The sequence below is a fragment of the Natronoglycomyces albus genome, from assembly GCF_016925535.1.
Classification (GTDB): Bacteria; Actinomycetota; Actinomycetes; order Mycobacteriales; family Micromonosporaceae; genus Natronoglycomyces; species Natronoglycomyces albus.
Genome location: NZ_CP070496.1, coordinates 1,490,453 through 1,513,224, shown reverse-complemented (window position 1 = coordinate 1,513,224; position 22,772 = coordinate 1,490,453). Strand labels below are relative to the sequence as shown.

Genomic DNA, 22,772 nt, shown 5'->3' with positions numbered 1-22,772 from the left:
GAGTAAAGGGAGACTCCCGTAGCTGGAAAAGCCATGAACCCCGAATTGACAGATGCACTGGACAACGGCCCCTTCCACGTGGCGCTTCGAACGGCAATCGAGGCACGTGGCCTGGGACTGGATCGCATCCGCCACCATCTGGCGGCCCGCGGTGTCACCGTCTCGACCACGAGCCTGAGCTACTGGCAGAGCGGCAAGACACGACCGGAACACCCGAAGTCGCTGGCCGCAATCGACACCCTAGAAGAGATCCTGGAACTACCCGAAGGTTCGCTACGGTCGCTGCTGGGACCACGCCGTGCTCGCGGCCCACGCACACTTCGGGCCGACAGCGACAACCCAGAGACCGTTCTGGGTGGAATGGACGTGCGCCAACTGGCCGACCAGGTCCCATTGGTACGCGAAAATTTGGCCGACATCATCACGCAACAAGTGGTGGTGCACGTGAACAAACACCGGCAAGAATCTCTGGTGGAACTGACCATGCTGGTGCGAGCACGCCGCGAGGACGTAGACCGATACATCCTGCTGTACAGAGGCGACCCTGGCTGCGATATCGAGCAGGTGAGACTCGAGGCGGTTCGGGACTGTGAGATCGGCAAAGTGGTGCGCCACCCAAAGGAACCCACAATGGTCGCCGAAGTGCTCTTCCCCGGTCCACTACACCAGGGCGACCTGCAGATGTTCCAGGTCAATATCTCCGGCACCAACACCCTCTCCGACGGGCACGGACACGCCTTCCGCCACTCGGTGGAGCAATACGTCCTACAGGTGCGATTCGACCCCGAACAACGACCCACCCGCCTCTATCAGTTCGCACAAACCCAACTCAGTCGCCAACGCAAGGAAACCGGCGACATGCAACTGAGCGCCAACAACACGGTAGAGCTGGTCGCGACACAGTTGCAGCCGGGTTCACTGGGAATAGCCTGGGAGTGGGATTAACGCCCACCCAATAACCCCTCGCTCATCCCCCTCGATTCACATTTCATCGCTTTGACCCCGTAGAAAGCGAAACGCCCGCCAGATTCGCTGGCGGGCGTTTCGCGTATCGAATCTATGCGTCGCTGCGCAGGCGTTGCACGCCCTTCCACGCGGCGGGCAACAAGGCGGCGGCAATTAGCAGCTTCATGAGGTCGGTGACCAGGAAAACCCCCATGCCCTTGTAAAGCGCCTCGGAGAATCCCATGCCGGTGGCATAGGCCAGGTAGGGGACGCCGACAGCGTAGATAATGAGGCTGCCGACGACCATGAGACCTGAGGTCTTGAGGAACGTACGGTCACCACCGCGACGGGCCAGTGCTCCGACGACAATGGCCGCCAGCAGGAAGCCAACAATGTAGCCAGAGGAAGGATGCCCCAAGCCAGAAGTAGCCTCCGAGAACCATGGCATTCCCGCCGCTCCCACGGCCAGGTACACGGCAATGGTGATACCGGCGCGGATCGGGCCGTAGGCAGCACCCAAAAGCAGCACAGTCAGGGTGGTCAGCACGAATGGCACTGGGGTAATGAAAGGGATCGGGACCGCGACTTGAGCGCTGATTCCAACGGCAGCCGCTCCGCCGAACACAAGAGCGGCTTCACGGGCCCAGGCTGCGACCCGGCCGGCTTCGGGCAGAGCCTCGGCGAGAACGCGGGGCTCTAGGTGCGCAACTGCTTGGGTCGCCATAGTTCGTTCCTCCAAAGGGCTTTGGTGGTATTCCACAGATGTGAGATCGGGTCAGCATAGCCGACAGCTCCGTAAAACGAAGGAAGCTCCCACCGCAGTGCGGTGGGAGCCACTCTCAGAAACCAGCGCGGCTGGCGCGTCTTACTTGCGAGCTTCGACGTTCTCCAGCAGCTGCGGCAGGACCTTAAACAGGTCCCCCACTACTCCGTAGTCGGCTAGGGAGAAGATCGGGGCATCGGCGTCCTTATTCACAGCCACGATGGTGCGGGAGGTCTGCATGCCAGCTCGGTGCTGAATCGCCCCGGAAATACCGGCGGCCACATACAGCTGTGGGCTGACAGTCGTACCGGTTTGCCCCACCTGGAACTTGTGCGGGTAGTATCCCGCGTCGGTGGCCGCACGCGAAGCGCCCACGGCTCCACCAAGCGCGTCAGCAACGTCCTCGATGAGCTTGAACTGCTCAGCCGAGCCAACGCCGCGACCGCCAGAGACGACAACCCCGGCCTCGGTCAGATCCGGACGGTCACCCTTGGGCTCCTCGACCTTCTCGACCACGGCGACCTTCTTGGCGCTCTCGGAAATGCTCGCCTCAACCGCGACCTGTTCCGGAGTCGAGGACGAGGGTTCCGCTGCCAACGAGTTGGCCTTGACGGTGACGATCGGGACTCCCTTGGTCACCTTCGAGGTCGACACCGAAGCGCCAGCGAAGATCTCTTGCGTAGCCTGCCCCTCGGCATCCAGGGCGCTGACATCGGTCAACAAGCCGTTGCCGGTGCTGACAGCCAGATAGGCGGCGACGGCCTTACCCTCCGAGGTCGACGGAAGCAGTACCGCCGAAGGCGCGTGCTCCTTGAACAGTTCGGTGACCACGTCAGCTTTGGGAACCATGAAGTAGTCCCCCACCCCCGCGACTTCAGCGAGATAAACCTTGCTGGCCCCGTACTCGGCAGCTTGGGCTACGGCTTCGGCACTGTCACCTGGCTCAGAGACGATGACCGCCGAGACCTCACCGAGAGGACGGGCCATGGTCAGCATTTCAGCGGCTAGCTTGCCAGCCGAATCCACATATACAAAGACTTCAGCCATGATGGATACTCCTTTCCTCTAGATGAACTTCTCGGATGCCAGGAAGTCGGCCAGATCCTTGCCGCCTTCTCCCTCGTCGGTCACAACTTTCCCGGCTTCGCGCGGCGGGCGCTTGGTTGCGCTGACGACGGCCGTCGTGGCGGCATCGGTGCCTACCTCGGAGGCGTCCACCTCGATGTCGTCGAGGTCCCATGACTCCAAGGGCTTGCGCTTGGCGGCCATGATGCCCTTCAGCGAGGGGTAGCGCGGGGTGTTGATGGTGTCCCACACCGACACGATCGCCGGAGTGGAGGTCTTGAGCACCTGGTAGCCGTTATCGGTCTGGTGCTCAATGGTGAGACCCTCGTCGGTCTTGTCAATTTTGCGAGCTCCAGTGGCGGCCGCGGCACCCGTGTGGGCCGCCAGCAAGTAGGGCATGACGCCCATACCGGAGTCGGTCGACTCCGCGCCGGAGATGACGAGGTCCCATTCAAGCTTCTTGAGGGCGGCTGCCAGCACCTTGGACGTGCTCATCGCGCACGAGCCAGCGATCCGCTCGTCCTCAACATGCACGGCCTTGTCTGCCCCCATAGCGAGGGACTTACGGATGGTTTCAGTGGCGGAATCGGGCCCGACAGTCAAAATGGTGACTTCACCGCCATGGTCGGCCTGCAATTGCAGCGCCGCCTCGATGGCGTGTTCGTCAAGTTCACCAATGACGTTATTGGATCCGTCTCGATCCACGGTGAGGTCTTCGGTTAGCTGGCGTTCCAGCCCCGAGTCCGGCACCTGTTTGACGAGAACAACGATGTTCATCTGCCCTCCTCCAACGGGGGATTGGGTCATAGCTCTAGGTATGAGCTCCTGTGCGCCACCTCATGGGTGGCGAGGTGGCTCATTGCTCTTTATCCTGCCTCAGCCTCAGTCACGTTACTCGGCCGAGGGCTGTGACGTGAACTATAGCGCACTAAGTTACTCATCGGTAGCTTGTGGGGCGTGATGCGGACTGTCTTATGCGTCACGTCCCACCTTCATCCAACCAGCAAACGTCGGCCCAGACCCGCATTGCCTCCGACACAGGCAAAAGTTTTCCGGGTAAGGCAAACCAGGTTGGCAACCCTTCTAGTCGACAAGGCATCATGTAGGACATGGTCCGCGTCCTGATATTCGCCTTCTTGGCTCATCTCGCTTTGCTCATCGCCGCCGTCGCCGACTGCCTCGGAGGTGATGAGGCCCCGCGTCGCTTCCCCAAGGCCGTCTGGGTGCTGATCATCGTCTTTCTGCCGATACTCGGCGGAATCCTGTGGTTCACCTTTGGTCGAGCCCGTCCCGACGGCGGCGGTTCCGCGGCCAAACGTCACCCCAACGGAGGCCGAGGCGGCGGCCCACGCCGTCCTCGCGGCCCCGTAGCTCCCGACGATGACCCGGACTTTCTGCGCGATCTCGACCGGCAACTACGCCGCAATGAAGCCGATGAGGAACGCGACGACTCCTCGTCCAATGAAAAGGACGAAAGCGACAAGGACCAGCGCGACTCCTGAAAATCGCTGCCGTGATCACCGCTGAGGGGTCATCATCTTATCGATGTAGTCACCTCGGACAGCCACGTTGACAACGCGAATGAGACGAAGGCACAATCGCGCAGCAAATGCGCACGCAGCGACACCGCGCCACCATAGTCATGGGCGATCACATGCGGTGCGTCCACATTCCACTCGCCTAGCAACGCGGCGAACAGTTCACCTTGGAAATCGAGGCCCACGTCGTGGTCAGGCTGCTTCGAGGATTGACCATAGCCGGGCATGTCCCATTCGTAGACACGATAGTTCTCAGACAGTGCGACGGCGAATGGGTGCCACAAGTAAGAGGACCACGGGGTACCGTGGCAAAACACAACGGGCGGACCTTGACCATAGGTGTTCCATCGCACGTGGCGACCGCGCCAGGTGAAGGTGTGCCGGAGAGAGGGAAGCAAACCATGCGCGGGGCTCATAGCATGATCGTACGAATCTCGATCAGCGCCAGCTAGTGGTTTTCGCGGGAGTTAAGACAGTCAAACCGTTTCGTCAGGCGGAACGCTCATTCTTTTCGGTGGCGTGATAGGGCCGTAGTTTCGGGCTCTTCTTCTCTGCGGCCGTGCGCGGCACCAGGGTCGGATTGACGTTTCGTTTGACGACGTCGGCCGTGATCACCACTCGGGCCACCTCGTCGGCATGGCTGGGGATCTCGAACATGACCGGCTGCAGGACCTCTTCCATGATGGCCCGCAGCCCACGAGCGCCCGTCCCTCGCAGCATCGCCTGCTCGACAATGGGTTCCAAGGCGGCATCCTCAAAGACCAACTCGACACCGTCGAGTTCCAACAATCGCTGGTACTGCTTGACCAAGGCGTTGCGCGGCTCGGTGAGGATCTTCAACATCGTGTCTTTGTCGAGGTGCTCGACAGTGGTGATGATCGGCAGCCGACCCACCATTTCGGGAATCAGGCCGTACTTCAGCAAATCGTCAGGCATGACCTGCGAAACCAGCTCGTCGGCTTCAGTGTCACCGGCGCTGTAGAGTTCGGCGGTGAAACCGACCCGGCGCTTGCCCATGCGTTCCTTGATGATGTCTTCGACACCGGCGAAGGCTCCGCCACAGATAAAGAGGATGTTGGAGGTGTCGATCTGAATGTTGTCCTGCTGCGGATGCTTACGTCCGCCTTGCGGCGGCACCGAGGCCACCGTGCCTTCCAGAATCTTCAGAAGTGCTTGCTGGACGCCCTCGCCGGAGACATCGCGGGTGATCGAAGGGTTCTCGGCCTTTCGGGAGGCCTTGTCGACCTCATCAATGTAAATGATTCCCGTTTCGGCTCGGCTGACGTCGTAGTCGGCGGCCTGAATCAACTTAAGGAGAATGTTCTCCACGTCATCGCCGACGTATCCGGCCTCTGTCAGGGCGGTGGCGTCGGCGATCGCGAAGGGGACGTTTAGAATCCGGGCGAGAGTCTGAGCCAAGTGGGTTTTACCCGAACCGGTCGGCCCAACCATGAGAATGTTCGACTTTTGCAACTCGACGGGCTCTGACCCGGCTCGCGAGTGCTGTTCCAAGCTTCCGACCTGGACCCGCTTGTAATGGTTGTAGACGGCCACGGCCAGCGACCGCTTCGCGCCCGACTGTCCCACGACAAACTGGTCGAGGAACTCCACGATGTCCTTAGGTTTGGGAAGATCCTCCCAAGCAACCTCAGCGGCCTCGGCCTGTTCCTCTTCAATGATCTCGTTGCACAGATCGATGCATTCATCGCAGATGTAGACACCGGGCCCCGCAATGAGCGTGCGCACCTGGCGCTGCGGCGATTTTCCGCAGAACGAGCACTTGAGCATCTCGCCCTCGCCTAGCCGTGGAGCCATCGCTTCACTCCTTGCGCGCATTCGGTGGTCATTCGAACCGGGAGGTTCTCATCCATTATTGGCGACGATCGCTATAACCGCCACCGTCACCGTACCCGGTGACGGGCCGACTAACCACCTTTCAATATAGATGAGTATCAGTCAACCTTGTACGAACAGTCGTTATTTTCGTCACTGAACAGGCTATTCGCCCTGTTTATGCCGAAGCGGCCCGGCGGTGGACCACCGAGCCGCTCAATGCAGACTTTACTAATCCCTTACCACTTCGTTGCCAAAAGTGTCATCGGTGACCATCGACCCCCACGCCACACGCGCCCCTAGCGCCTAGGCAAACGCGCAGGACTCAACAGAACCGTTGGTCACAGCAGCCTAAGAAGCGATGGCGTTCTTCTTGCGGTAGGCCAGCACATTGTCGACGATGCCGTACTGGGCAGCCTCGTCAGCGGTGAAGATCTTGTCGCGTTCGATGTCTTTGCGGATCTTCTCGACGCTCTGGCCGGTGTGGCGGGCAAGCACTTCTTCCAGCTGGGTACGCATCCGCAGGATCTCCCGGGCCTGGATCTCCATGTCGGAGGCCTGACCGAAAGTACCTTCAGTGGCGGGCTGGTGGATGATGACGCGAGAGTTCGGCAACGCGGTGCGTTTGCCGGGTGTTCCTGCGGCCAGCAGCACGGCGGCGGCGGAGGCGGCCTGGCCCATGCACACCGTCTGAATGTCGGGGCGCACGTACTGCATGGTGTCGTAGATGGCCATCAGAGCGGTCAGTGAACCGCCCGGAGAATTGATGTACATCGTGATGTCACGGTCGGGATCGTTGCCTTCCAGCACGATCAGCTGCGACATGATGTCGTTGGCCGAGGTGTCATCCACCGGGGAACCCAGGAAGATGATTCGGTCCTCGAACATCTTGTTGTACGGGTTCATCTCCTTGACGCCATACGAGGTCTTCTCGGTGAACGACGGGACGATGTAGCGAGCTTGGGGCTTGAAATCCATCGGTGTAATCCTTCCAGACGTTCTTCTGTTAGTTCCCGGGGCGAACGTCGGTCGCCCGGCTCACTACGTGGTCAATGAATCCGTAGTCCTTGGCCTCGTCAGCGGTGAACCAGCGGTCGCGGTCAGAGTCACGCTCAATGGTCTCCATCGACTGGCCGGTGTGGAAAGAAACGCGTTCCTGGAACATCTTCTTCGTGTAGAGCATCTGCTCGGCCAAAATAGCCACGTCGGATGCGGTACCACCAATACCACCGGAGGGCTGGTGCATCATGATCCGGCAGTGAGGCAACGCGTAACGCTTACCGGTGGTTCCGGCGCACAGCAAAAGTTGCCCCATGGAAGCCGCCATGCCCATCGCGACAGTGGCAACGTCATTCTTGATGAACTGCATGGTGTCGTAGATAGCCATGCCGTCGTAGACGGAGCCCCCGGGCGAATTGATGTAGAGCTTGATATCGCGCTCAGGGTCCTCGGCTTCCAAGAGCACCAACTGGGCGCAGATGCGGTTGGCCACCTCGGAGTTGACATCGGTGCCGAGGAAGATGACGCGCTCCCGCAGGAGGCGGTCGAACACCATGTCGTCGAGGCCAACCGAAGTCGCTCCCCCATTGCCGCGGCGGGCTGAGGGGGCGTACATGTCTTTGAGATGTGCCATCATTCGCACCTTCTTGTCAGTAGAGACGGAATGCATTTTAGTGATGCCTGTACAAGACCTTAGCCCGCCACAGGCCCGATTGAAGAGCGCATAAGGCCCTGTTCGCTCCCAGCGGATATCTTCCTTATCCATCCGCCATCGCCCGTGGCATAACGAAGGACGGACTCGCCGCTTTAACAGCGAGTCCGTCTTCGTCATGGGGTAAGACTTCCTCGGATCACTCCGGGGAGAGTCTCATGCAGCCCGGCGTGTCTTCGCACGGGCCTATTTGTCGTCGGCCTCTTCGGATTCTTCCGCGGCCGCTTCGGCCTCGGCGCGTCCCGGGAAGAGCTCCTCGGAAGTCAGAGCCGTACCGGAGTCATCGGCGATGCTGGCTTCCTTGACGACCTCTTCGAGGGCCAAACGGCGACGCAGGTCGCCTCCAACTTGTTGGAGCGAACCCTGCTGGCGCAGCTGCTGGACGAACTCGGGGAACTGCTCTTGTGGCACGCCCTGCTGTTGGGCGATGCGCATGACTTCGGCGGTGAGCTGGTCGTTGGAGACCTCGACCTCTTTCTCCCGCGCGATGCGGTTGAGGACGATGGCCTGGCGGAGGTTGTTCTCCACCTCTTCCTTGGTTTCAGCTTCGAACTCTTCGGCGGACTTACCCATCATCTGTAGGTAATCTTCGAACGAGCTACCGAACTGCGAAACCTGGTCGGCCAAGTGCTTCTTGCGGTGCTCGATCTCATCGGCGACCGCCTTCTCCGGTAGCGGGACGTCCACCGCGCTAAGCAGCGCGTCGAGAACCTTCTCGCGGGCAGCGCCCGCCAGACTCAGTTCGGACTGCTTGGCGAGACGCTCACGGGTTGATTCGCGCAGCTCGGCGATTGTGTCGAACTCCGAGGCCATCTGGGCGAATTCGTCGTCCAGCTCCGGCAGTTCACGTTCCTTGACGGCCTGCACTGTGATCTCAATGTCGGCGTCGTCACCGGCCTTGTCACCGGCGGCCAGCGGAGCTTTGATGGTCGTGCTGCTGCCAGCGGACATTCCGACGAGGGCCTCGTCCAGCCCGTCGACTAGCCCCCCGGCGCCAACTTCGTGCGACATGGCCTCGGCGGATCCGCCCTCGACTTCTTCGCCGTCGATGGTGGCCTTGAGGTCGATGACGACGAAGTCACCATTGTCAGCGGCCCGTTCAACGGTCTTCAGCGATGAGAAACGGAGGCGGACGCCCTCGATGTCTTCGTCCACAGCGGCCTCGTCGACGCCTTTGCGCTCGACTTCGGCTTTGAGGCTGGAGAATTCCGGCATCTCGAAGTCCGGCGTGACGTCAGTCTCGAAGGTGAACGTGAAGGGCTCGCCTTCTTCGATCTTGTCCATGTCGGTCACCTCGGGGCGACCCAGTGGTGTGATCTCTTCGTCCTGAAGGGCCTGCATCACGTTGGTCTGCATGACTCCATCGATCGCTTGGGCGTAGATGGCGTCACGGCCCACTCGCTGGTCGATGATGGCCTTGGGCGCCTTGCCGGGACGGAACCCGGGCACGCGGACCTGCTGTCCGACCTGCTTGTACGCCTCGGCGATGTGAGGGGACAGCTCTTCGAACGGCACCTCCACCGACAGCCGTACCCTGGTCGGACTCAGGGTCTCGACGGTGCTTTTCACAGGCGTACTCCTAAATACATTTCGGCTTAATGGTCTCTTGCATCGATCAGCGCATAGATGGTGAACACACTGCGCGACCACACGCTCTTATCGAGTCTAATTCCAGGGCCCAGCCTGCGGCTTGGGGGTGTGGCCAAATTCGCCTCTGCCACACTCTCAGCGCCACGATCCGCCCCGCAAACGAAGTTCAAGCGATATCGTCCCAGGTGAGAGGTTTACCGCGACCCTGGAGTGGACCCCGGTTTGCATACGCGACGCAAGGAGGTAAACTTTACGGCGCTGGAGCAATTAGCCAGCAAGCGGGCGTAGCTTAATGGTAAAGCCTCAGTCTTCCAAACTGATTACGCGAGTTCGATTCTCGTCGCCCGCTCCAAGCTCTGAGCTGCGTAAACGTCCTCGTAGCCGAACAAAGATTCGATCACCGGGGGCGTTTTTCTATGCCCACAAATATGCGGCCATATGCGGACTAATGCGACCAGGTGCGGCTAGGTTGTGGATACACGGCGGTGCAAAATCTCCTCCGCCCATTGTGGATATTCCCAAGTAGAATTGGGCCACTCGGGTAACTGAGCCTATCGCTGCACATCACCAGTGCACCGACTTCGGCCCGGACGTACCACTCCCCAGGTATGACCACCGGTACGGTTAGTGCCCTTACTAATGTGTCTAAAGCGGTTGCGCAGTCAATCAACGCGGGCTGGTTCGGCACTGTTGCGCCAGCGGCGAGGTCGCCTTCGGTTAACGTGATGCCGTTGTGCCGTGGCCCACTCCAAGACGAAGTCAAGATGCCGGGATCATGTGAGCAGGGCGAATTGCGCGGTCCGCCGCAGGTTTCGCGAGGCAAGACGAAACACCTGCCAGGCTGCACGTTCGACCTCAGCGGCGCTTACGATGTAGTCAACATCTCCTCACACGAACCAGCCCCTAATGCACCCGGAACCTCGGCTTACCAGGTATCACTCCTATGACCTCGATTGACGACGTGGTCGCCTCGATAACTGCCGCTCGCAACTAGATCGACGAGGCCCAGGCCGGGTTCGGCCCGACGTTTGCCTCGACAGACGAGGCCGCGCAAGCTCTGATGTCGCTTGGAGCCGAAGGAAAACACTCCGAGATCATGGCTCTACGCGAAGGGCTGGAAGAAGCCACAGCATCCCTGACTGGAGTTGGCAGCCAGCTCGAGACGCTGGAGAATCAGGCCCACGCGCTGCGCAATCACCATGGCAACGCGGCCACCTCCCCAGGTTCCACCTCTCCGAGAGCCCAAAACAAACCGGCGATCGATAGTTCCACCAAGCCTTCGATGCCCCGAGATCCCAATCGTGAACCAGAAGGAATCCCCGAGGCTATCAAGGGCAGCCCAATAAAGAAGCAGTCACTCAGGCGTGAATATGAAGCGGCGAAGCTATTGGCAGTGGCCGGCTACAAGGTTGTTCAGTCACCGCCGACCAACTCCCATGGCAAGAATCCGGATTATCTGATCGAAGGCCGCCAATGGGATTGCTACTCCCCTAGCGGAAACAGCCTCAATACTGTTCGCTCCGCGATCCGAAACAAGGTTTCGAAAAATCAGGCATACTCGATCATTCTCAACCTTTCTGACTCTAAACTCACTTCAAACGAGATTGAGGAGCGTCTTGCCCGAGACCCGGTCACCGGTCTCAAAGAGGTTAAGGTTATACAAGACGGACAGATACACGACCTAAAGCTCTCTCCGAAAGGAAACCAATAGATGGCTGCCCCGGAATATCACTTTGAGTCCTCAAGCACCGTGACAGCCGAAGAAGCAATACATTACTTTGCAGGTGTGTTTGGCGCGGAGATTGGCAAGCAGGGCGATCATCCAATGTGCTACCGCAAAGACTTCTACGCGGTAGCTGTCATCGAGCCCGCCGAGGAACTACCCGACTCGGCTGAACTTCTCGGTACCGATCAGGTCCTTTCAATTTCGTTCTACCCAAGAAAAGAACTCAGCCACGAGCAAGACTGCGCTGCAATTGCGGAGATTTTCGCTGCCGCGACTGGCTTCGTGGCCAAAGAGAAAGCTCGTGGCCTCATTCATCGCGACTTTGAATATCTCCTGATGCATAACCTGAACGGAAACGTTGTCTTTGACTCTCAGATCCTCGAACCTGGGTACTACAACGATTTCGGCGATATGGACCAACTTGCGACAAGCTATACAGTCGAGAAACTCGATCAGGTCTATTTTTCAGACGAGGACTAAAGCTACTTAGCCAATGGTGACCTGAATTAGGATCTGACACCACTAGTTCACGCTCGCAACAGAAATGCGCTAACGACTAGCATTGACCCCAGGATGAGAAGCGCCCTGCTTCTCCCAGGCAAGATCCACTTGGAGGTCTAGATGTCGCAACCGCCTCTGCTTTATTTAGACCTTCGGATAGCCAGCAATCATTCTTAACTGGAGCTGCTGACGTCTTATTCACACTCATCGTCGCAGGTCAAGAGCATCATAGATTCACTGCCAGACCCCGATGCGCCTGGTTCGGCCAATCCTGACCCCGCCGGTTCATCGCTCACCGGCGATGTGACCACCGGCCGTCACCGCGTCGAAAACTACGCAGTAAGTGCACGCCCTTGGGCGTTGAACCGCCGGTTGACCAACGACCAAAGAAACGCGATTGCAGCTGCATGGCGAGCAGGTGAACGTCAAGCCGACATCGCTCAACAGTTCGGTGTGAGTCTATCGAGCGTGAAACGCATAGTCCGAGACTCCACGAAGTCGTGAATCGCTGCTCAGGTGCTCTTGCTGGCCCGCTGTCTAAACAGGCAAGCGTTCCTGGTTCGATATGGGACGGCATGTCGAGCGGTTCCAGCTCCTAGCTAGGGCTCTCACCGGCACCAAATTAGTACTTCCCCTAGCGATGTTCATCGACGGAAGACCTCCACGTCCGTGGAGAGCAGCCAAACCCACCACCGTTGAGGGCCTATGCAAGCGGAAGACCTCCACGTCCGTGGAGAGCAGTCTCAGTAGTCACCGCGATATGGAACGTCATCCGGAAGACCTCCACGTCCGTGGAGAGCAGTCGGGTCGTGACGATTGCGAGCCATTCTCAATTGGAAGACCTCCACGTCCGTGGAGAGCAGCTTCGCATGCGTGACTTCCGCCCGGTACGTGGCGGAAGACCTCCACGTCCGTGGAGAGCAGGGCGATGATTCAGGCCGGACGGATGGCCGCGGCGGAAGACCTCCACGTCCGTGGAGAGCAGGCTTGTTGACCTGGTGTTTTATTCGGGCGTTTGTTCGTTTTCGGCTTTGAATTCGATGAGTTGGAGGCCGTCGAAGTCGATGACGTGTCGGTGTCGTTCTCCTGCGGTGCGGATGATGAATCGTTGTTCTTGTTCGGCGTGGGGGAAGACGCAGGTGGCGGCACCGTCGGCGACTGAGGTGCTGACTGCTTGCCATAGTTCGTCTCGGACTTTGGCCGACAGTGTGCCCACGTAGAAGCCTGGAGTCGGTTCGACCATCCATCTGCTTAGGGCTCCGCGGACGTGGTCGGGTACGGCTGTGGTGGAGATGACGACGAGGTTGGCCATGGTTCACCAGTCCGGGTCGAGTTCGGCGTGGTTGATTCCGGCCGCTACGTCGCCGAGGTCGGGGTCCCACAGGTGCACCAGTTCGGGGTTCGTCACTGGTTCGGTACTGCTGGTGTCAGGGTCGATGAGTCGTTGGATGTCACGCACGATGGTGGGTAGGAGTCGTAGAGCGGTGAAGTCTTTGCGGAACCTGCGGCGTGCTTCGGCTTCAGGGTTGGATGCGCGGTGCAAGGTGAAGGCGAGGGGGATGGTGTGTTTGGCTTTGTAGAGATCGGCAATGTCGTATACGAAGGCGTGCTGTTTGCCGCTGTGGACGAATCCGAGGGCTGGGGAGCATCCAAGAGCCAGAATGGCGGCGTGGCAGACACCGTAAAGAGCTGTGTTGGCGGCTGATAGTGCCTGGTTGACCGGGCTTTGAGTTTCCCAGTTGTGCGGGTCGTAGTTGCGACGGAAGCCGCGGATGCCGTGGCGGTCAGCCAGGGATCGATAGAGCGCTTTCATGCGGGCGCCTTCAAGCCCTCGCAGTTGAGCAAGGCTGTTGGCTGGCTCGATGGTGTCGTCAAAGCGGAGGCCGAACATACGCTGCGCGACGGCTAGGCGTGTGTCGTCGCTGGCCCATGCTCGCGCTTGTTTTTCAAGCCAGGCTGCGGTCAGGGCACTGGATATGCCAGCAGCGTACATGCGCACACCACCGGCACCAGTCCACACCACAGTGGTGTTGTGGCGCGCGATGGTTGCGATTGCAGGTTGCGTGATCGAGGTGCCTGGCCCTAGCAGCAGGCACGAAAGCGCTGCTACTGGCAGGTAGACGCGGTCAATCTTGCCTGCGCGTTCGACTTGAGCGCATATGCCGGTGTCGTCTTGGACGATACGAGCGGTCTCAAGGTAGAGAAACGAGAGGCTGTCGGCCACTCGGGGGAGCATGGCCAGCACTGGCGCTCCGAGGTTTTTTCGGGGGTCGCTCATAGCGCTGCCGGTTTGCTGGTGCTGACAGGTGCGATGCTGAGCAGTCCGCAGCCGAAACTTTGCGAGCGGCCGATGCCGGTTTTGATCGCATCTCGAAGTGCGTCAACGTCGGCAATAGTCGCGGTGCCATCAAACTGGGTTTGCGCATGCCGACCTCGACCCCGGACTCGGGCATCTGGGAGCTGCCGGGCATCGAACGGTCCGGTGTCCAGGCCGCAGTTAGCCGCACGGCCGATCCACCATTGTTCTGCTGCTGCGCCTCGCAGGGTGTGTAGCTTGCCGATCATTGCTTTATCTGGTGCGCTGTTTCCCCAGCGTTTGGTTGCGTTGGCAACAATGCGGTAGCGGATACGCTGGCCGGTCGCCAATTGTTCAATGAGCGGGCCGAGTGAACGTGTCGCGGCAGTGGTCACGCCTTCCTCTGGCAGCCGGGCTAGGCGCGGTTCTTGGTGGGTCTGGACCAGTGCCAAGGTGCGGGTTGCGGTGTGCTCGATTCGATACAGCAGGCCTGCAGCGCGTCGTGGCTGATCGCCGAGGTTCTCTTCGGCTAGGCGCATGAGCCATTTGTGTTGGCGTCCGGCGTCGGCCATGAGCCAATGGACTTGACGGTGTCGGCTGTCGAGGATGAGTTGGGTTAGCCACGGGCTCATGCCTCACCTCGCCGCATGAGTTCGGTCAGTCGATCGAGGTATTCCTCGGTGGTGTGGGTACGTTGGCGTGGCTCGAGAATTTCGGTGGTGCGCAGAATTGGACGAGAGCGGTAGAAGCGGTCACCGACGGGGAAGCCATCACAATGGTCGTACATTTCGCTCCATGCCTCGGTGCTCCCAGCCGGGGCGGTTCGGATGATATTGACCTGCACCTCATCCTTTCTATTACGTGGGTTGGGAGGCAGCGGCACTTCCTGCAAAGCCTGGTCGGCGTCGCTGAAGAGTCCAAGAACCATGGGTTGTTCGGGTGGGCAGGAGCGCCGACCGAGGAATGGCTGCCATCGCGGCGCGGCGACTGCGGACGCGGCTTTGTCTACTGCTTGTCGGGGCCCGGTGCATGCGACCGTGAAGACCGCGTCGGCAAGATAGTGGCGGCGAGTGATGATCGCGGTGTTTTTTCGTTTGCCATCCGCCGTGGGGATTCCTTGGTGGCGTGGATAACCACCACCGACGGTATGAAAGTCAATGATGCGTACACCGGGACGGTCAATGCGCACAGTGAAATCCAGGTCGCTCAAAGAGCCAAGCGAATGGCCTCGCTTGATGCCAGCCGCGCAGGCGATCAGTCCTAGCAGGCCCGAGCGAGTCGGGAAGTCAGCGGTGTCTTTTTCCCCGAAGGTGCCGCGCTCGCCCCAGCTTTGCAAAGGCGCTGCAAGGCGAAGAATCAAGGCTGTCACTACTACTCCTGAGGAAGGGCATTACGGACTGCTTCGTCGATTAGGTCATCGAAGGAGTCACGCGATTCGCCGAGTTGGTTCGGGGCATCATCGAGAAGGTGAGTATTGGCCGACCATTGGAGATGGTCTGCGCCCAACAGTCGGTTAACGCGGCCGATGTAGCGGTCAAGTGTCGCCGCAGCTGTGGCTAGGTGGCCTTGGTCTACAGCGCGGACGGGGCGTTCGAATGCCGCGGCCATGGAAGCGGGCCGGTCCGACCGTACAGCGAGGTGGACGAGGTCAGGAATCGTCATAGGCGCAGTGGGGCGGTCTTTTCCGGTGGGAACCGTTCGGATGAAAGCTTGAGCGAACGCAGTTACGAGTTCGGCCGCTGCGGCGCGGTCGCCACCAAGATTGTCAAGAAGGCCGTCTAGGTCAATGTTGGCGTAACGGTAGAACGTGCCAGCGGTGAACATCGCGGTGTTGATGTGTCCCGATCCGGGGATACCGGCTTGCTGTTCAATGTCATCTACTGCGGCGAAGAAGTCGAACTCGGGATTGGTTTCGTGGACGGTGAAAGCGTGCGCCATCTGCACAGCACCGTCGACATTGGCACCAGGCAATTCAGCGAGCATACGGCCGAACAGGTTGATAGTGCCGTTACGTGAACCCAGTACTTCGGCGATGGCCTCCGCGGGGAGAATACCTTTGGGTTTTTTCTTGGCTTCTTCAGCGATGATGTCATCGCGATGTTGCGCAGCGATCTCGGTCAGCTCGTCCAAACCTGCTTCAGGGAGGAACAGCAGCACAGAGGTGGTCAGGATCTCTTCGTTTTTCTCGTCTTTGCTTTTCTCAAGTTTGATGCCATTGCCCGCTGAGCGGGCGACCTGTTTTCCTGCTGCTTCTGCCTCGTTCATGGGCCAATCGTGGACGTTGTGTAGGCGGTCGGCGACGCCGCGAACCACGCGACGAGTTCGCACCGCCGGGTCACCGAGTTTCGCTTCAACATCGAGGCGGATGCGTCGTTTCCATGACTGGCTGGAAATCCGGGACCGTTCAACCCCACCGAAGACGACCGTTTTCGGGGCACCCTCTTCATCGCGGTTAGGGTTGCTGAACGGGAGGGTTTGCAGGGCGTGGAAGTCAATGAATCGTGGCTGGTTCATGTCGTCTCGCTTTCATCAGCGTCGTTGCGGGCTCGTTCGGTTTCGATGCGGTGAAGTGTGCGGTGGTAGTCCTGTATCCACCGTTTAGTGATTTCACGGCGGTATCGCGGCCAGGCGGCGAGGTCATCAACCAATGCCGCCCAGGCAATCGGTACACCCAGGCTTCGCAGGTGCAACACCGTTCGGGGAAGGAGTCGGTGCAGACCGCCAAGGTTTTGACGCCCCAAGAGAATCAGTCGACTCAAAGCCGCGTCTTTGCTTGACCATCGGTGTTGTGCGACACCGATGGCCATTGACGCTCCGAGCTTGGCTGTTGCCGGGGGGCGGTGTTCGTCGAGGTCATCTTTACGTGCAGACGGGTTCTGGGCGCAGATCATTGCCGCAACAGCCACGAATGCCCGTTCTTCTGCCGAGTCGGCCCGTTCTGGCACATACTCGACCAGATGCTGCCATGCCCGGTCCCAGCGTCTATCGTCGGCTTCCAGCCCTAGGCAACGTTTGAGAGTTGCACGAGGACCCGGTAGTTTCAGCAACGCTAGGTCTAGTTCACCAGTCTTCGTCTTCTGATCCCGTGTCAGGTCCCTCACCATCGTGGCGGCTCTGCTCAACCTGGGTTCGGCGGCGGTGGTCGTCATTCCTGGTCTCCTTCTGCCAACCGCGGAACAGTCGGCTCCTGTGAGTTTCAAGCTTCGAAATAGTGACCGGGGAGACCCCATATGCACCGGTGGCCTGCTCAAACACGGCTGTGGCGATGCGAATGAAAGCGTTCGGGAGTGCCGGGAGCGCCTCATCGGTGCCGATCAGGCGCCAGAATTGTTCGCCAGCTCGCGACCAGTAGACCGCCATAGCCGGGGCCAGCCAAGGGGCCTCTTTTTTCGGTTTCCCCGCCAGATCCACCCATGCTGCGCGCAAGGTGCGCCGTAGCTGCTCCCCCACCTGTGTTGCCGCCAAATGCACCCGCTCGATCCGCACCTCCAACGCCGGATCGTCTAGAGCGCTCAAGACTGGTGGAGTCGTGGTTTCGAAGAAGGCCTTGTCGCGGGTCTGACCGTCCTGCTCATATCCGAACGCGCGGATACGCAAACGTCGCATCACCTCATCAGGTATCGCAGGCCGACCTTTGAAATCGACCAGGACACGGGGATGCGAAACCGGAGCCTCGGCGGGTACATGGAGGATCAACGAGTCCAGATCGCGCCAGATCGCTCGGTCGGCCTGTGCATATCGCGGGTAGCGTTCACCGGTTTTCTCATTGAGCTGGAACGGAATGTACGGATCATCGGCAGGCGGATGGGCGCGGCGCCACGCCCACGTGGCGTAAGCGTCCTCGACATACTGTCCTGAGGAGTCGGGAACAAGGAGGACTGCGTGGCGGAACCGATTTGCCAGCTGCCAGGCGAGACCACTACCTTCCGGCGGCCCCTCCAATACATCGGAATCTCCAGCCTCCCACAGCGCCTGATCAAACAAGCCATGTTTGGAAGGCAGGTAAACCTGGTTCAGCAGCAACGTCTCATACAGATCATCGCCCCAAGGATGAACCGAGAGAGTTCGCCGCAGCGGACCACCACCCGTATCAGCCTTGTCAACATCCCCGACTTTACGGGCGGTGCAACGACCCGAGGGCCCATAGTAGAGCCAAGTCAACAGGTGCCACGGCGCCTCAGCGGCAGGAATAGGCTTCGGGTCCGCATCACGATCATGGGACAGGAACACCTGATTCGCCCCTGATGCCCTCGGCCATACAAATTTGTTCAAACCTGAGCTGGATTTGCATTCAAGTGCTAGCCGCGGCTCTTGCAGGAATGGGCGTGGCCCGAACAAATCGAACCCATCCGCATCATCCAAGACTCGCGCAATCGCTTCAGGATCAAAGGCACGGTTTGGTGCGGCGAGCAAGTCCCGCCGCCGTTGCTGCCACTCAGCCTTGGTTGAGATGGCATCGAGCCCAGTCATCCTTGCTGTCAAAACCACCAAGATCCGCATAAACCCGGACGCCGCTGGAGCAAACGGAGCTTCAAACCCCGCAATCTCCCCCGCGTGAGCGAATAGGTCGCGCAATCCGACCCGGGGCGGCCGCTTGGACGTTGGGTCCTTCCAACTGACATCAATCCACGGCTCAACCCGCAAATCAAAGCTTTGACTTCCCATAGACCTCCTCAGTCCTATATCCAGTCAAACTCATGGACAGACGTCTGTCTGCTGTGTCACACATCATCCCATTGATCACAGAGATTGTGGTTCCACCAAACGGTTCGGGCCACGGCGTTAGGATGACCGAGGCTCTCCACGCACGTGGAGGTCTTCCTGTGATGTCAGGGCTGGCATTTTCAACGGCTCCAGTGATCTCCACGTATGTGGAGGCGGTGGTGGACCCGAGGGTCCACCACCTCAGCTCATCGTCAACGCCATCATCAGGAGCACGACCACGATCGCGACTGCGAGAGCGCCACCAAGGACACCCACCAACACCCAAAGTGGATCGATTCCCCGTCGCGCCGTCACCGATACTCGTTCAATCCCGTTGTCTCCCATGGCACTCCTCCGCGTACGACGATCTCGTGCTCATCATACACAGACGACCAAAAGGTGATGTCGGGACTGGTTCATTGCACACTAGGCTGGCGATTGATCAAGCTCGAGTTATTCCTTTTAGGTCACTCGACCACGAGGCCAAGGTCTCGGTCGAGACGAAAAATCTTCCCTGCCAAGCGGGCTGGTCGAGGTTCGCCGCCCTTGGAAATCTGGTGGACCAGCGGCAAGACATGCTTGAGCTGGCGATGCTGTGTCCACTCCTCAAACGGTTCGGCCGCCAGATCTCCTGACTTGTCTTGGATCAGGCTGCGGCGCACTGGAACCGTGTGTTCGATGATCGCGGCTAGGTCGTCCTGGCTCCACCTTGGCCTACCTTTGACTCGAACCGGGCGCGGCAGAGGCTGGCGCGCCTCTGGATCGAGGTACAGCTCATCACCGTCGGCGAATAGAGGCAGTGCGCGCACTGAATCAGCGTTGAAGCGCGTAGTGACTGGCTCCTCGGTTAGTCGGTCCTGGCCGGAGTACTCCTCGACGGTTGTGAAGTCTCCCGGATCAGGGACCACGAACCGCCCAGCCTCACCGCGTTGAAGATATTCCCGGGCGCGGCTCTCCTGCTGCGCACTTTCGAAACCGGCAATCAACGACTGGTCGGTGTGCACCACATCAACGAGCCGCTGCACATCACTTGGAATGATGACTGGCTCGTCGCATTGACGGTGCAGGAGCCGGTGCGTACGGATCAACGACGCAGGGGGATACACGTACTCCCACCGCTTAGGCATGACCGGGTCACTCCCACCTTCGGGCACCAACACCACCAGCCGATGTGCCGAGGCCCAGGCAGGGCGACTGCCATCGTTCTGAGGATGCCGGTGGCCACGTCCTGCCCGTTGCAGCAGCAGCTCCCACGGAGCCAGGTCGCTGACCACCAGATCCATGTCGATGTCAACCGACTGTTCGACTACCTGGGTACTGACCACAATCGTCCGTCCGGAGCGGTCGCCGCCTTTTCCGAAGCGAGAGACGATGTCATCGGTAATCGATTCACGCTGCCACAAAGGCATGTTCGAATGTAGCAACACCACCTCGGCATCGAAGCCCTCCTCCTGCACCCAAGCAACAACATCGAGATACGTACGTTGGGCCTCCTTGACCGTCGTACACACCACCGCAGCGCTACCGCGGTCTTGGCACAACGGAGTGAGAACCTCGCGCAAGGCAGCACCTCGGTCCAATCCATCATCCCCTGTTGCACACTCGCGAAGCTCGATACGCAACGGGCGTTGGTCGGCCTCATCAACAGGAATCGATCGCACCACCGGCTCGGACATGCCACGTTCCACGAATGCCCACCCCGGGTAGGCAAGCTCAAGCTCAGGTACCGACGGCCTGCCCAGATATGCCGCAGCGAGCTCCCGAGCGATCGGTTGTGACAACGTCGCCGACATCAGCACAACCGGGACTCCCAAGTGCCCACACCAGGCCAGGAAGCCGCACAACAGGCGCCGCACATAGGCATCGAATGCGTGGACTTCATCGATCACAACGGTCTTGTTTGCAAAGGCAAGCATTCGAAACGCGTTGTGCTTCAACGGCAGGACGCTCAATAGGGCCTGGTCTATGGTTCCGACGCACACAGGTGCGAACGCTGCTTTCTTGCCGCCGCTGAGCCACTCGGTGACTTCGGTCAGCTCTCGCTCGTTGGCCCACAACGTAGCCTCTTGCGGTTCGCGCTCTTCGCGCAGGCGCCGAAGCCACGCCATAGAATGCACCAAGTTAAGCGACGCGGGGCCCACCGCCCGTCGTTCAAAATAGTCGACCAACCGATGCTCCATGGCGTTCGAAGTAGCCATCGTCGGCAGCAAAAAGGCCAACCCCGCACTCCCCGATGCCTCGGCCAGAAGCCGGGAAGCAAACAGCGTCGCTTCAGTCTTACCCAGACCAGTTTGCTCCGTCACGATCAACAAACCCGGCCCGGTAACGGCACCCGGCAGGCCCGTCTCCAAACTTCGTTGCAGCCGGTTGGGCGCGAAACCAAACTCCTCAGTGAACGAACCCTCCGCCAGAACGAGCCGAGTCAACCCTGCGGCATTGAGTTCAACACTCGCTGCCTTGGCCGACTCCTCGAAGAACTCGGCCAGGGCAGCAGTCTCACCCCTTTCGGGGACGTCGGCCATGCGACGCTTGATGTAACTGGATTGGCTGGCCAACCAGTCGGCCAACACCACCACCGCGCAGGCCAACACCTGCGCTTCGGCCGGGAATCGGTCGGGAAGCCGCCGTGGTCCGACCAAACGGCGCATCAGCGTCACCATGGCAACCCGCTGCCGTCCCCACGCCTTAACTCCAAGCCCCTTGGGCTTCAGTTTCACCGGGTTGTAATCAAGAGGCTTAACGAAGGTGAACACACCATGATGGCCACCCACGACCTCCGCCACCGCCGCAGCAAGATCCTCGTGCCACTCGAACTTCTGCGCCAAAGCAGCACCAAGCCACAGCTGGCCCGCCATTGCATGATCCCTGAAATCGCCCTCATCGAGATACCCTTCAGGCAAAGACCACTCCTTGCCCACCAGCTGCCGCTGAAAACCCGGACACGCCTTCCCCACATCGTGCAGCCCAGCCAACAACATCAAGAACGCTCGACATTCCTGCGGCGACATCGATAGTTGATCCGCCAGCCATACTCGAAGTCGCGCCGAAAGATAAAGATCCCAAACTTGACCAGCAAACGCGCTAGCGTCAATGAGATGGCAAACCAGCGGGTACGTAACCAGGCCTTCCCCATCTCCATTTAGACCCCGAGACTTACCCCAGATGTTCAAGTCAACTAGATACTCATCCAAGAGAACCTCCACAAGATATCCTCGAAACAGCCAAACACTTCACATCATCGCACCGATCTATGACACCGACAGGCCCCGAAAAATGCGAAACACGCGCCGTACCAACAAGAACTCCACCGGCGAACCCCATCGTCCAAGGCAACTGGACTACCAAAACGTACAGACGCCTCGATAAAACCCCAGTTCGCCAAGGGTGCTCTCCACGGACGTGGAGGTCTTCCGCCTTCTGCGGTTCTTGACGTTCGTGGCCACCGGTGCTCTCCACGGACGTGGAGGTCTTCCGGACCCACGCATTCACTGTCCGGCAAATTTGTTGTGCTCTCCACGGACGTGGAGGTCTTCCGCTTTCTGTGGCCAGACGCGGCTGGCGGCCGACGTGCTCTCCACGGACGTGGAGGTCTTCCGCCTGGCCCGGATGGGGCCGAATCTCGTGCAACGTGCTCTCCACGGACGTGGAGGTCTTCCGGCCGCGACACCGGACGACTCGCACATCCCGAAGTGCTCTCCACGGACGTGGAGGTCTTCCGCGGAAGTACGGCAACCGGCCGACGAGCGCGGAGCGCTCTCCACAGACGTGGAGGTCTTCCGGACGTCGGTCGCGTCCGCCGCCGCCAGTGTCTGCGCTCTCCACAGACGTGGAGGTCTTCCGCCGAGAGGCCACCTCAAGGGCCACTGAGCTCCGCGCTCTCCACAGACGTGGAGGTCTTCCGCTCTCTACTACCCCGACATCGTAGGGAGATCGGCGCTCTCCACAGACGTGGAGGTCTTCCCGTTGAGCAGGTTGCTCCCGAACGTCCACAGCACGTGCTCTCCACGGACGTGGAGGTCTTCCGGAGATTCTCGATGACTATTAACGACCAGTCGGCGTGCTCTCCACGGACGTGGAGGTCTTCCTCCAGCGCACGATCG

General features: G+C 59.8%; 21 protein-coding genes, 1 tRNA gene and 2 CRISPR repeat arrays (1 of these 24 cut by a window edge). Of the genes, 5 read left to right on the top strand and 17 right to left on the bottom strand.

Annotation, left to right across the window (positions count from 1 at the left end; translation table 11 throughout):
• The first annotated feature begins 33 nt into the window (after nt 1-33).
• Nucleotides 34-945: a hypothetical protein gene (locus tag JQS30_RS06475; protein ID WP_213172554.1), complete on the top strand. Its 912-nt coding sequence runs from the start codon at nt 34-36 to the stop codon at nt 943-945.
• Nucleotides 946-1,057: 112 nt separating this feature from the next.
• Here JQS30_RS06475 and JQS30_RS06470 read toward each other — a convergent pair whose 3' ends face one another.
• The 3 genes from JQS30_RS06470 to JQS30_RS06460 form a co-directional block, all read right to left on the bottom strand.
• On the bottom strand, nt 1,058-1,669 hold the full coding sequence (locus JQS30_RS06470; protein WP_213172553.1) for a biotin transporter BioY: 612 nt from the start codon (nt 1,667-1,669) through the stop codon (nt 1,058-1,060).
• A gap of 141 nt (nt 1,670-1,810) precedes the next feature.
• Nucleotides 1,811-2,755 carry an electron transfer flavoprotein subunit alpha/FixB family protein gene (locus tag JQS30_RS06465; protein WP_213172552.1) on the bottom strand — a complete coding sequence of 315 codons (945 nt, stop codon included), beginning with the start codon at nt 2,753-2,755 and terminating at the stop codon, nt 1,811-1,813.
• Between the two features lie 18 nt (nt 2,756-2,773).
• Complete coding sequence (locus tag JQS30_RS06460; RefSeq protein ID WP_213172551.1) at nt 2,774-3,550, bottom strand: electron transfer flavoprotein subunit beta/FixA family protein; 777 nt, start codon at nt 3,548-3,550, stop codon at nt 2,774-2,776.
• A gap of 332 nt (nt 3,551-3,882) precedes the next feature.
• Here JQS30_RS06460 and JQS30_RS06455 point away from each other — a divergent pair, with 332 nt between their 5' ends.
• Nucleotides 3,883-4,275, top strand: a complete 393-nt coding sequence (locus JQS30_RS06455; RefSeq protein WP_213172550.1) for a PLD nuclease N-terminal domain-containing protein — start codon at nt 3,883-3,885, stop codon at nt 4,273-4,275.
• 32 nt (nt 4,276-4,307) lie between these two features.
• Here JQS30_RS06455 and JQS30_RS06450 read toward each other — a convergent pair whose 3' ends face one another.
• From JQS30_RS06450 to tig, 5 genes are all read right to left on the bottom strand, one after another.
• A complete protein-coding gene (locus tag JQS30_RS06450; RefSeq protein WP_213172549.1) occupies nt 4,308-4,727 on the bottom strand; it encodes an alpha/beta fold hydrolase in 420 nt (139 codons plus the stop codon).
• Between the two features lie 73 nt (nt 4,728-4,800).
• Nucleotides 4,801-6,126 (bottom strand): ATP-dependent Clp protease ATP-binding subunit ClpX, encoded by a 1,326-nt coding sequence (gene clpX / locus JQS30_RS06445; protein WP_213172548.1) that lies wholly within the window; start codon nt 6,124-6,126, stop codon nt 4,801-4,803.
• Between the two features lie 369 nt (nt 6,127-6,495).
• Nucleotides 6,496-7,122: an ATP-dependent Clp protease proteolytic subunit gene (locus JQS30_RS06440; RefSeq protein ID WP_213172547.1), complete on the bottom strand. Its 627-nt coding sequence runs from the start codon at nt 7,120-7,122 to the stop codon at nt 6,496-6,498.
• Nucleotides 7,123-7,150: 28 nt separating this feature from the next.
• Nucleotides 7,151-7,777 (bottom strand): ATP-dependent Clp protease proteolytic subunit, encoded by a 627-nt coding sequence (locus tag JQS30_RS06435; RefSeq protein WP_425498857.1) that lies wholly within the window; start codon nt 7,775-7,777, stop codon nt 7,151-7,153.
• A 264-nt stretch (nt 7,778-8,041) separates the two neighbouring features.
• Complete coding sequence (tig, locus tag JQS30_RS06430; RefSeq protein WP_213172546.1) at nt 8,042-9,424, bottom strand: trigger factor; 1,383 nt, start codon at nt 9,422-9,424, stop codon at nt 8,042-8,044.
• Between the two features lie 299 nt (nt 9,425-9,723).
• Here tig and JQS30_RS06425 point away from each other — a divergent pair.
• The 3 genes from JQS30_RS06425 (at nt 9,724) to JQS30_RS06415 (ending at nt 11,651) form a co-directional block, all read left to right on the top strand.
• A tRNA-Gly gene (locus JQS30_RS06425) sits at nt 9,724-9,797 on the top strand.
• A 744-nt stretch (nt 9,798-10,541) separates the two neighbouring features.
• Complete coding sequence (locus tag JQS30_RS06420; protein ID WP_213172545.1) at nt 10,542-11,156, top strand: CdiA C-terminal domain-containing protein; 615 nt, start codon at nt 10,542-10,544, stop codon at nt 11,154-11,156.
• Nucleotides 11,157-11,651 (top strand): hypothetical protein, encoded by a 495-nt coding sequence (locus JQS30_RS06415; RefSeq protein WP_213172544.1) that lies wholly within the window; start codon nt 11,157-11,159, stop codon nt 11,649-11,651. It begins immediately after the preceding gene.
• A gap of 673 nt (nt 11,652-12,324) precedes the next feature.
• A CRISPR array of direct repeats spans nt 12,325-12,657; the repeat unit is 28 nt; unit sequence GGAAGACCTCCACGTCCGTGGAGAGCAG.
• Nucleotides 12,658-12,675: 18 nt separating this feature from the next.
• On the opposite strand, the gene cas2e is transcribed toward JQS30_RS06415, so the two are convergent.
• The 9 genes from cas2e to cas3 form a co-directional block, all read right to left on the bottom strand.
• Nucleotides 12,676-12,984: a type I-E CRISPR-associated endoribonuclease Cas2e gene (gene cas2e / locus JQS30_RS06405; protein ID WP_213172542.1), complete on the bottom strand. Its 309-nt coding sequence runs from the start codon at nt 12,982-12,984 to the stop codon at nt 12,676-12,678.
• A gap of 3 nt (nt 12,985-12,987) precedes the next feature.
• Complete coding sequence (gene cas1e / locus JQS30_RS06400; RefSeq protein WP_213172541.1) at nt 12,988-13,950, bottom strand: type I-E CRISPR-associated endonuclease Cas1e; 963 nt, start codon at nt 13,948-13,950, stop codon at nt 12,988-12,990.
• Nucleotides 13,947-14,600, bottom strand: coding sequence for a type I-E CRISPR-associated protein Cas6/Cse3/CasE (gene cas6e / locus JQS30_RS06395; protein ID WP_213172540.1), 654 nt, complete (start codon nt 14,598-14,600; stop codon nt 13,947-13,949). The genes cas1e and cas6e overlap by 4 nt, the downstream gene beginning before the upstream one ends.
• Nucleotides 14,597-15,337 carry a type I-E CRISPR-associated protein Cas5/CasD gene (gene cas5e, locus JQS30_RS06390; protein ID WP_213172539.1) on the bottom strand — a complete coding sequence of 247 codons (741 nt, stop codon included), beginning with the start codon at nt 15,335-15,337 and terminating at the stop codon, nt 14,597-14,599. Before cas5e ends, cas6e begins: the two co-directional genes overlap by 4 nt.
• Before the next feature lie 2 nt (nt 15,338-15,339).
• Complete coding sequence (gene cas7e / locus JQS30_RS06385) at nt 15,340-16,482, bottom strand: type I-E CRISPR-associated protein Cas7/Cse4/CasC (RefSeq protein WP_213172538.1); 1,143 nt, start codon at nt 16,480-16,482, stop codon at nt 15,340-15,342.
• On the bottom strand, nt 16,479-17,117 hold the full coding sequence (casB, locus tag JQS30_RS06380) for a type I-E CRISPR-associated protein Cse2/CasB (RefSeq protein WP_213172537.1): 639 nt from the start codon (nt 17,115-17,117) through the stop codon (nt 16,479-16,481). The genes cas7e and casB overlap by 4 nt, the downstream gene beginning before the upstream one ends.
• Nucleotides 17,029-18,633, bottom strand: a complete 1,605-nt coding sequence (gene casA, locus JQS30_RS06375) for a type I-E CRISPR-associated protein Cse1/CasA (protein ID WP_213172536.1) — start codon at nt 18,631-18,633, stop codon at nt 17,029-17,031. Before casA ends, casB begins: the two co-directional genes overlap by 89 nt.
• 240 nt (nt 18,634-18,873) lie before the next feature.
• Entirely contained in the window at nt 18,874-19,017 is a 144-nt protein-coding gene (locus tag JQS30_RS06370) for a hypothetical protein (RefSeq protein WP_213172535.1), read from the bottom strand.
• A 122-nt stretch (nt 19,018-19,139) separates the two neighbouring features.
• Entirely contained in the window at nt 19,140-21,875 is a 2,736-nt protein-coding gene (gene cas3, locus JQS30_RS06365; protein ID WP_213172534.1) for a CRISPR-associated helicase Cas3', read from the bottom strand.
• Between the two features lie 181 nt (nt 21,876-22,056).
• Nucleotides 22,057-22,772: direct repeats of the CRISPR family, unit length 29 nt; unit sequence GTGCTCTCCACGGACGTGGAGGTCTTCCG (it continues 1,207 nt past the right edge of the window).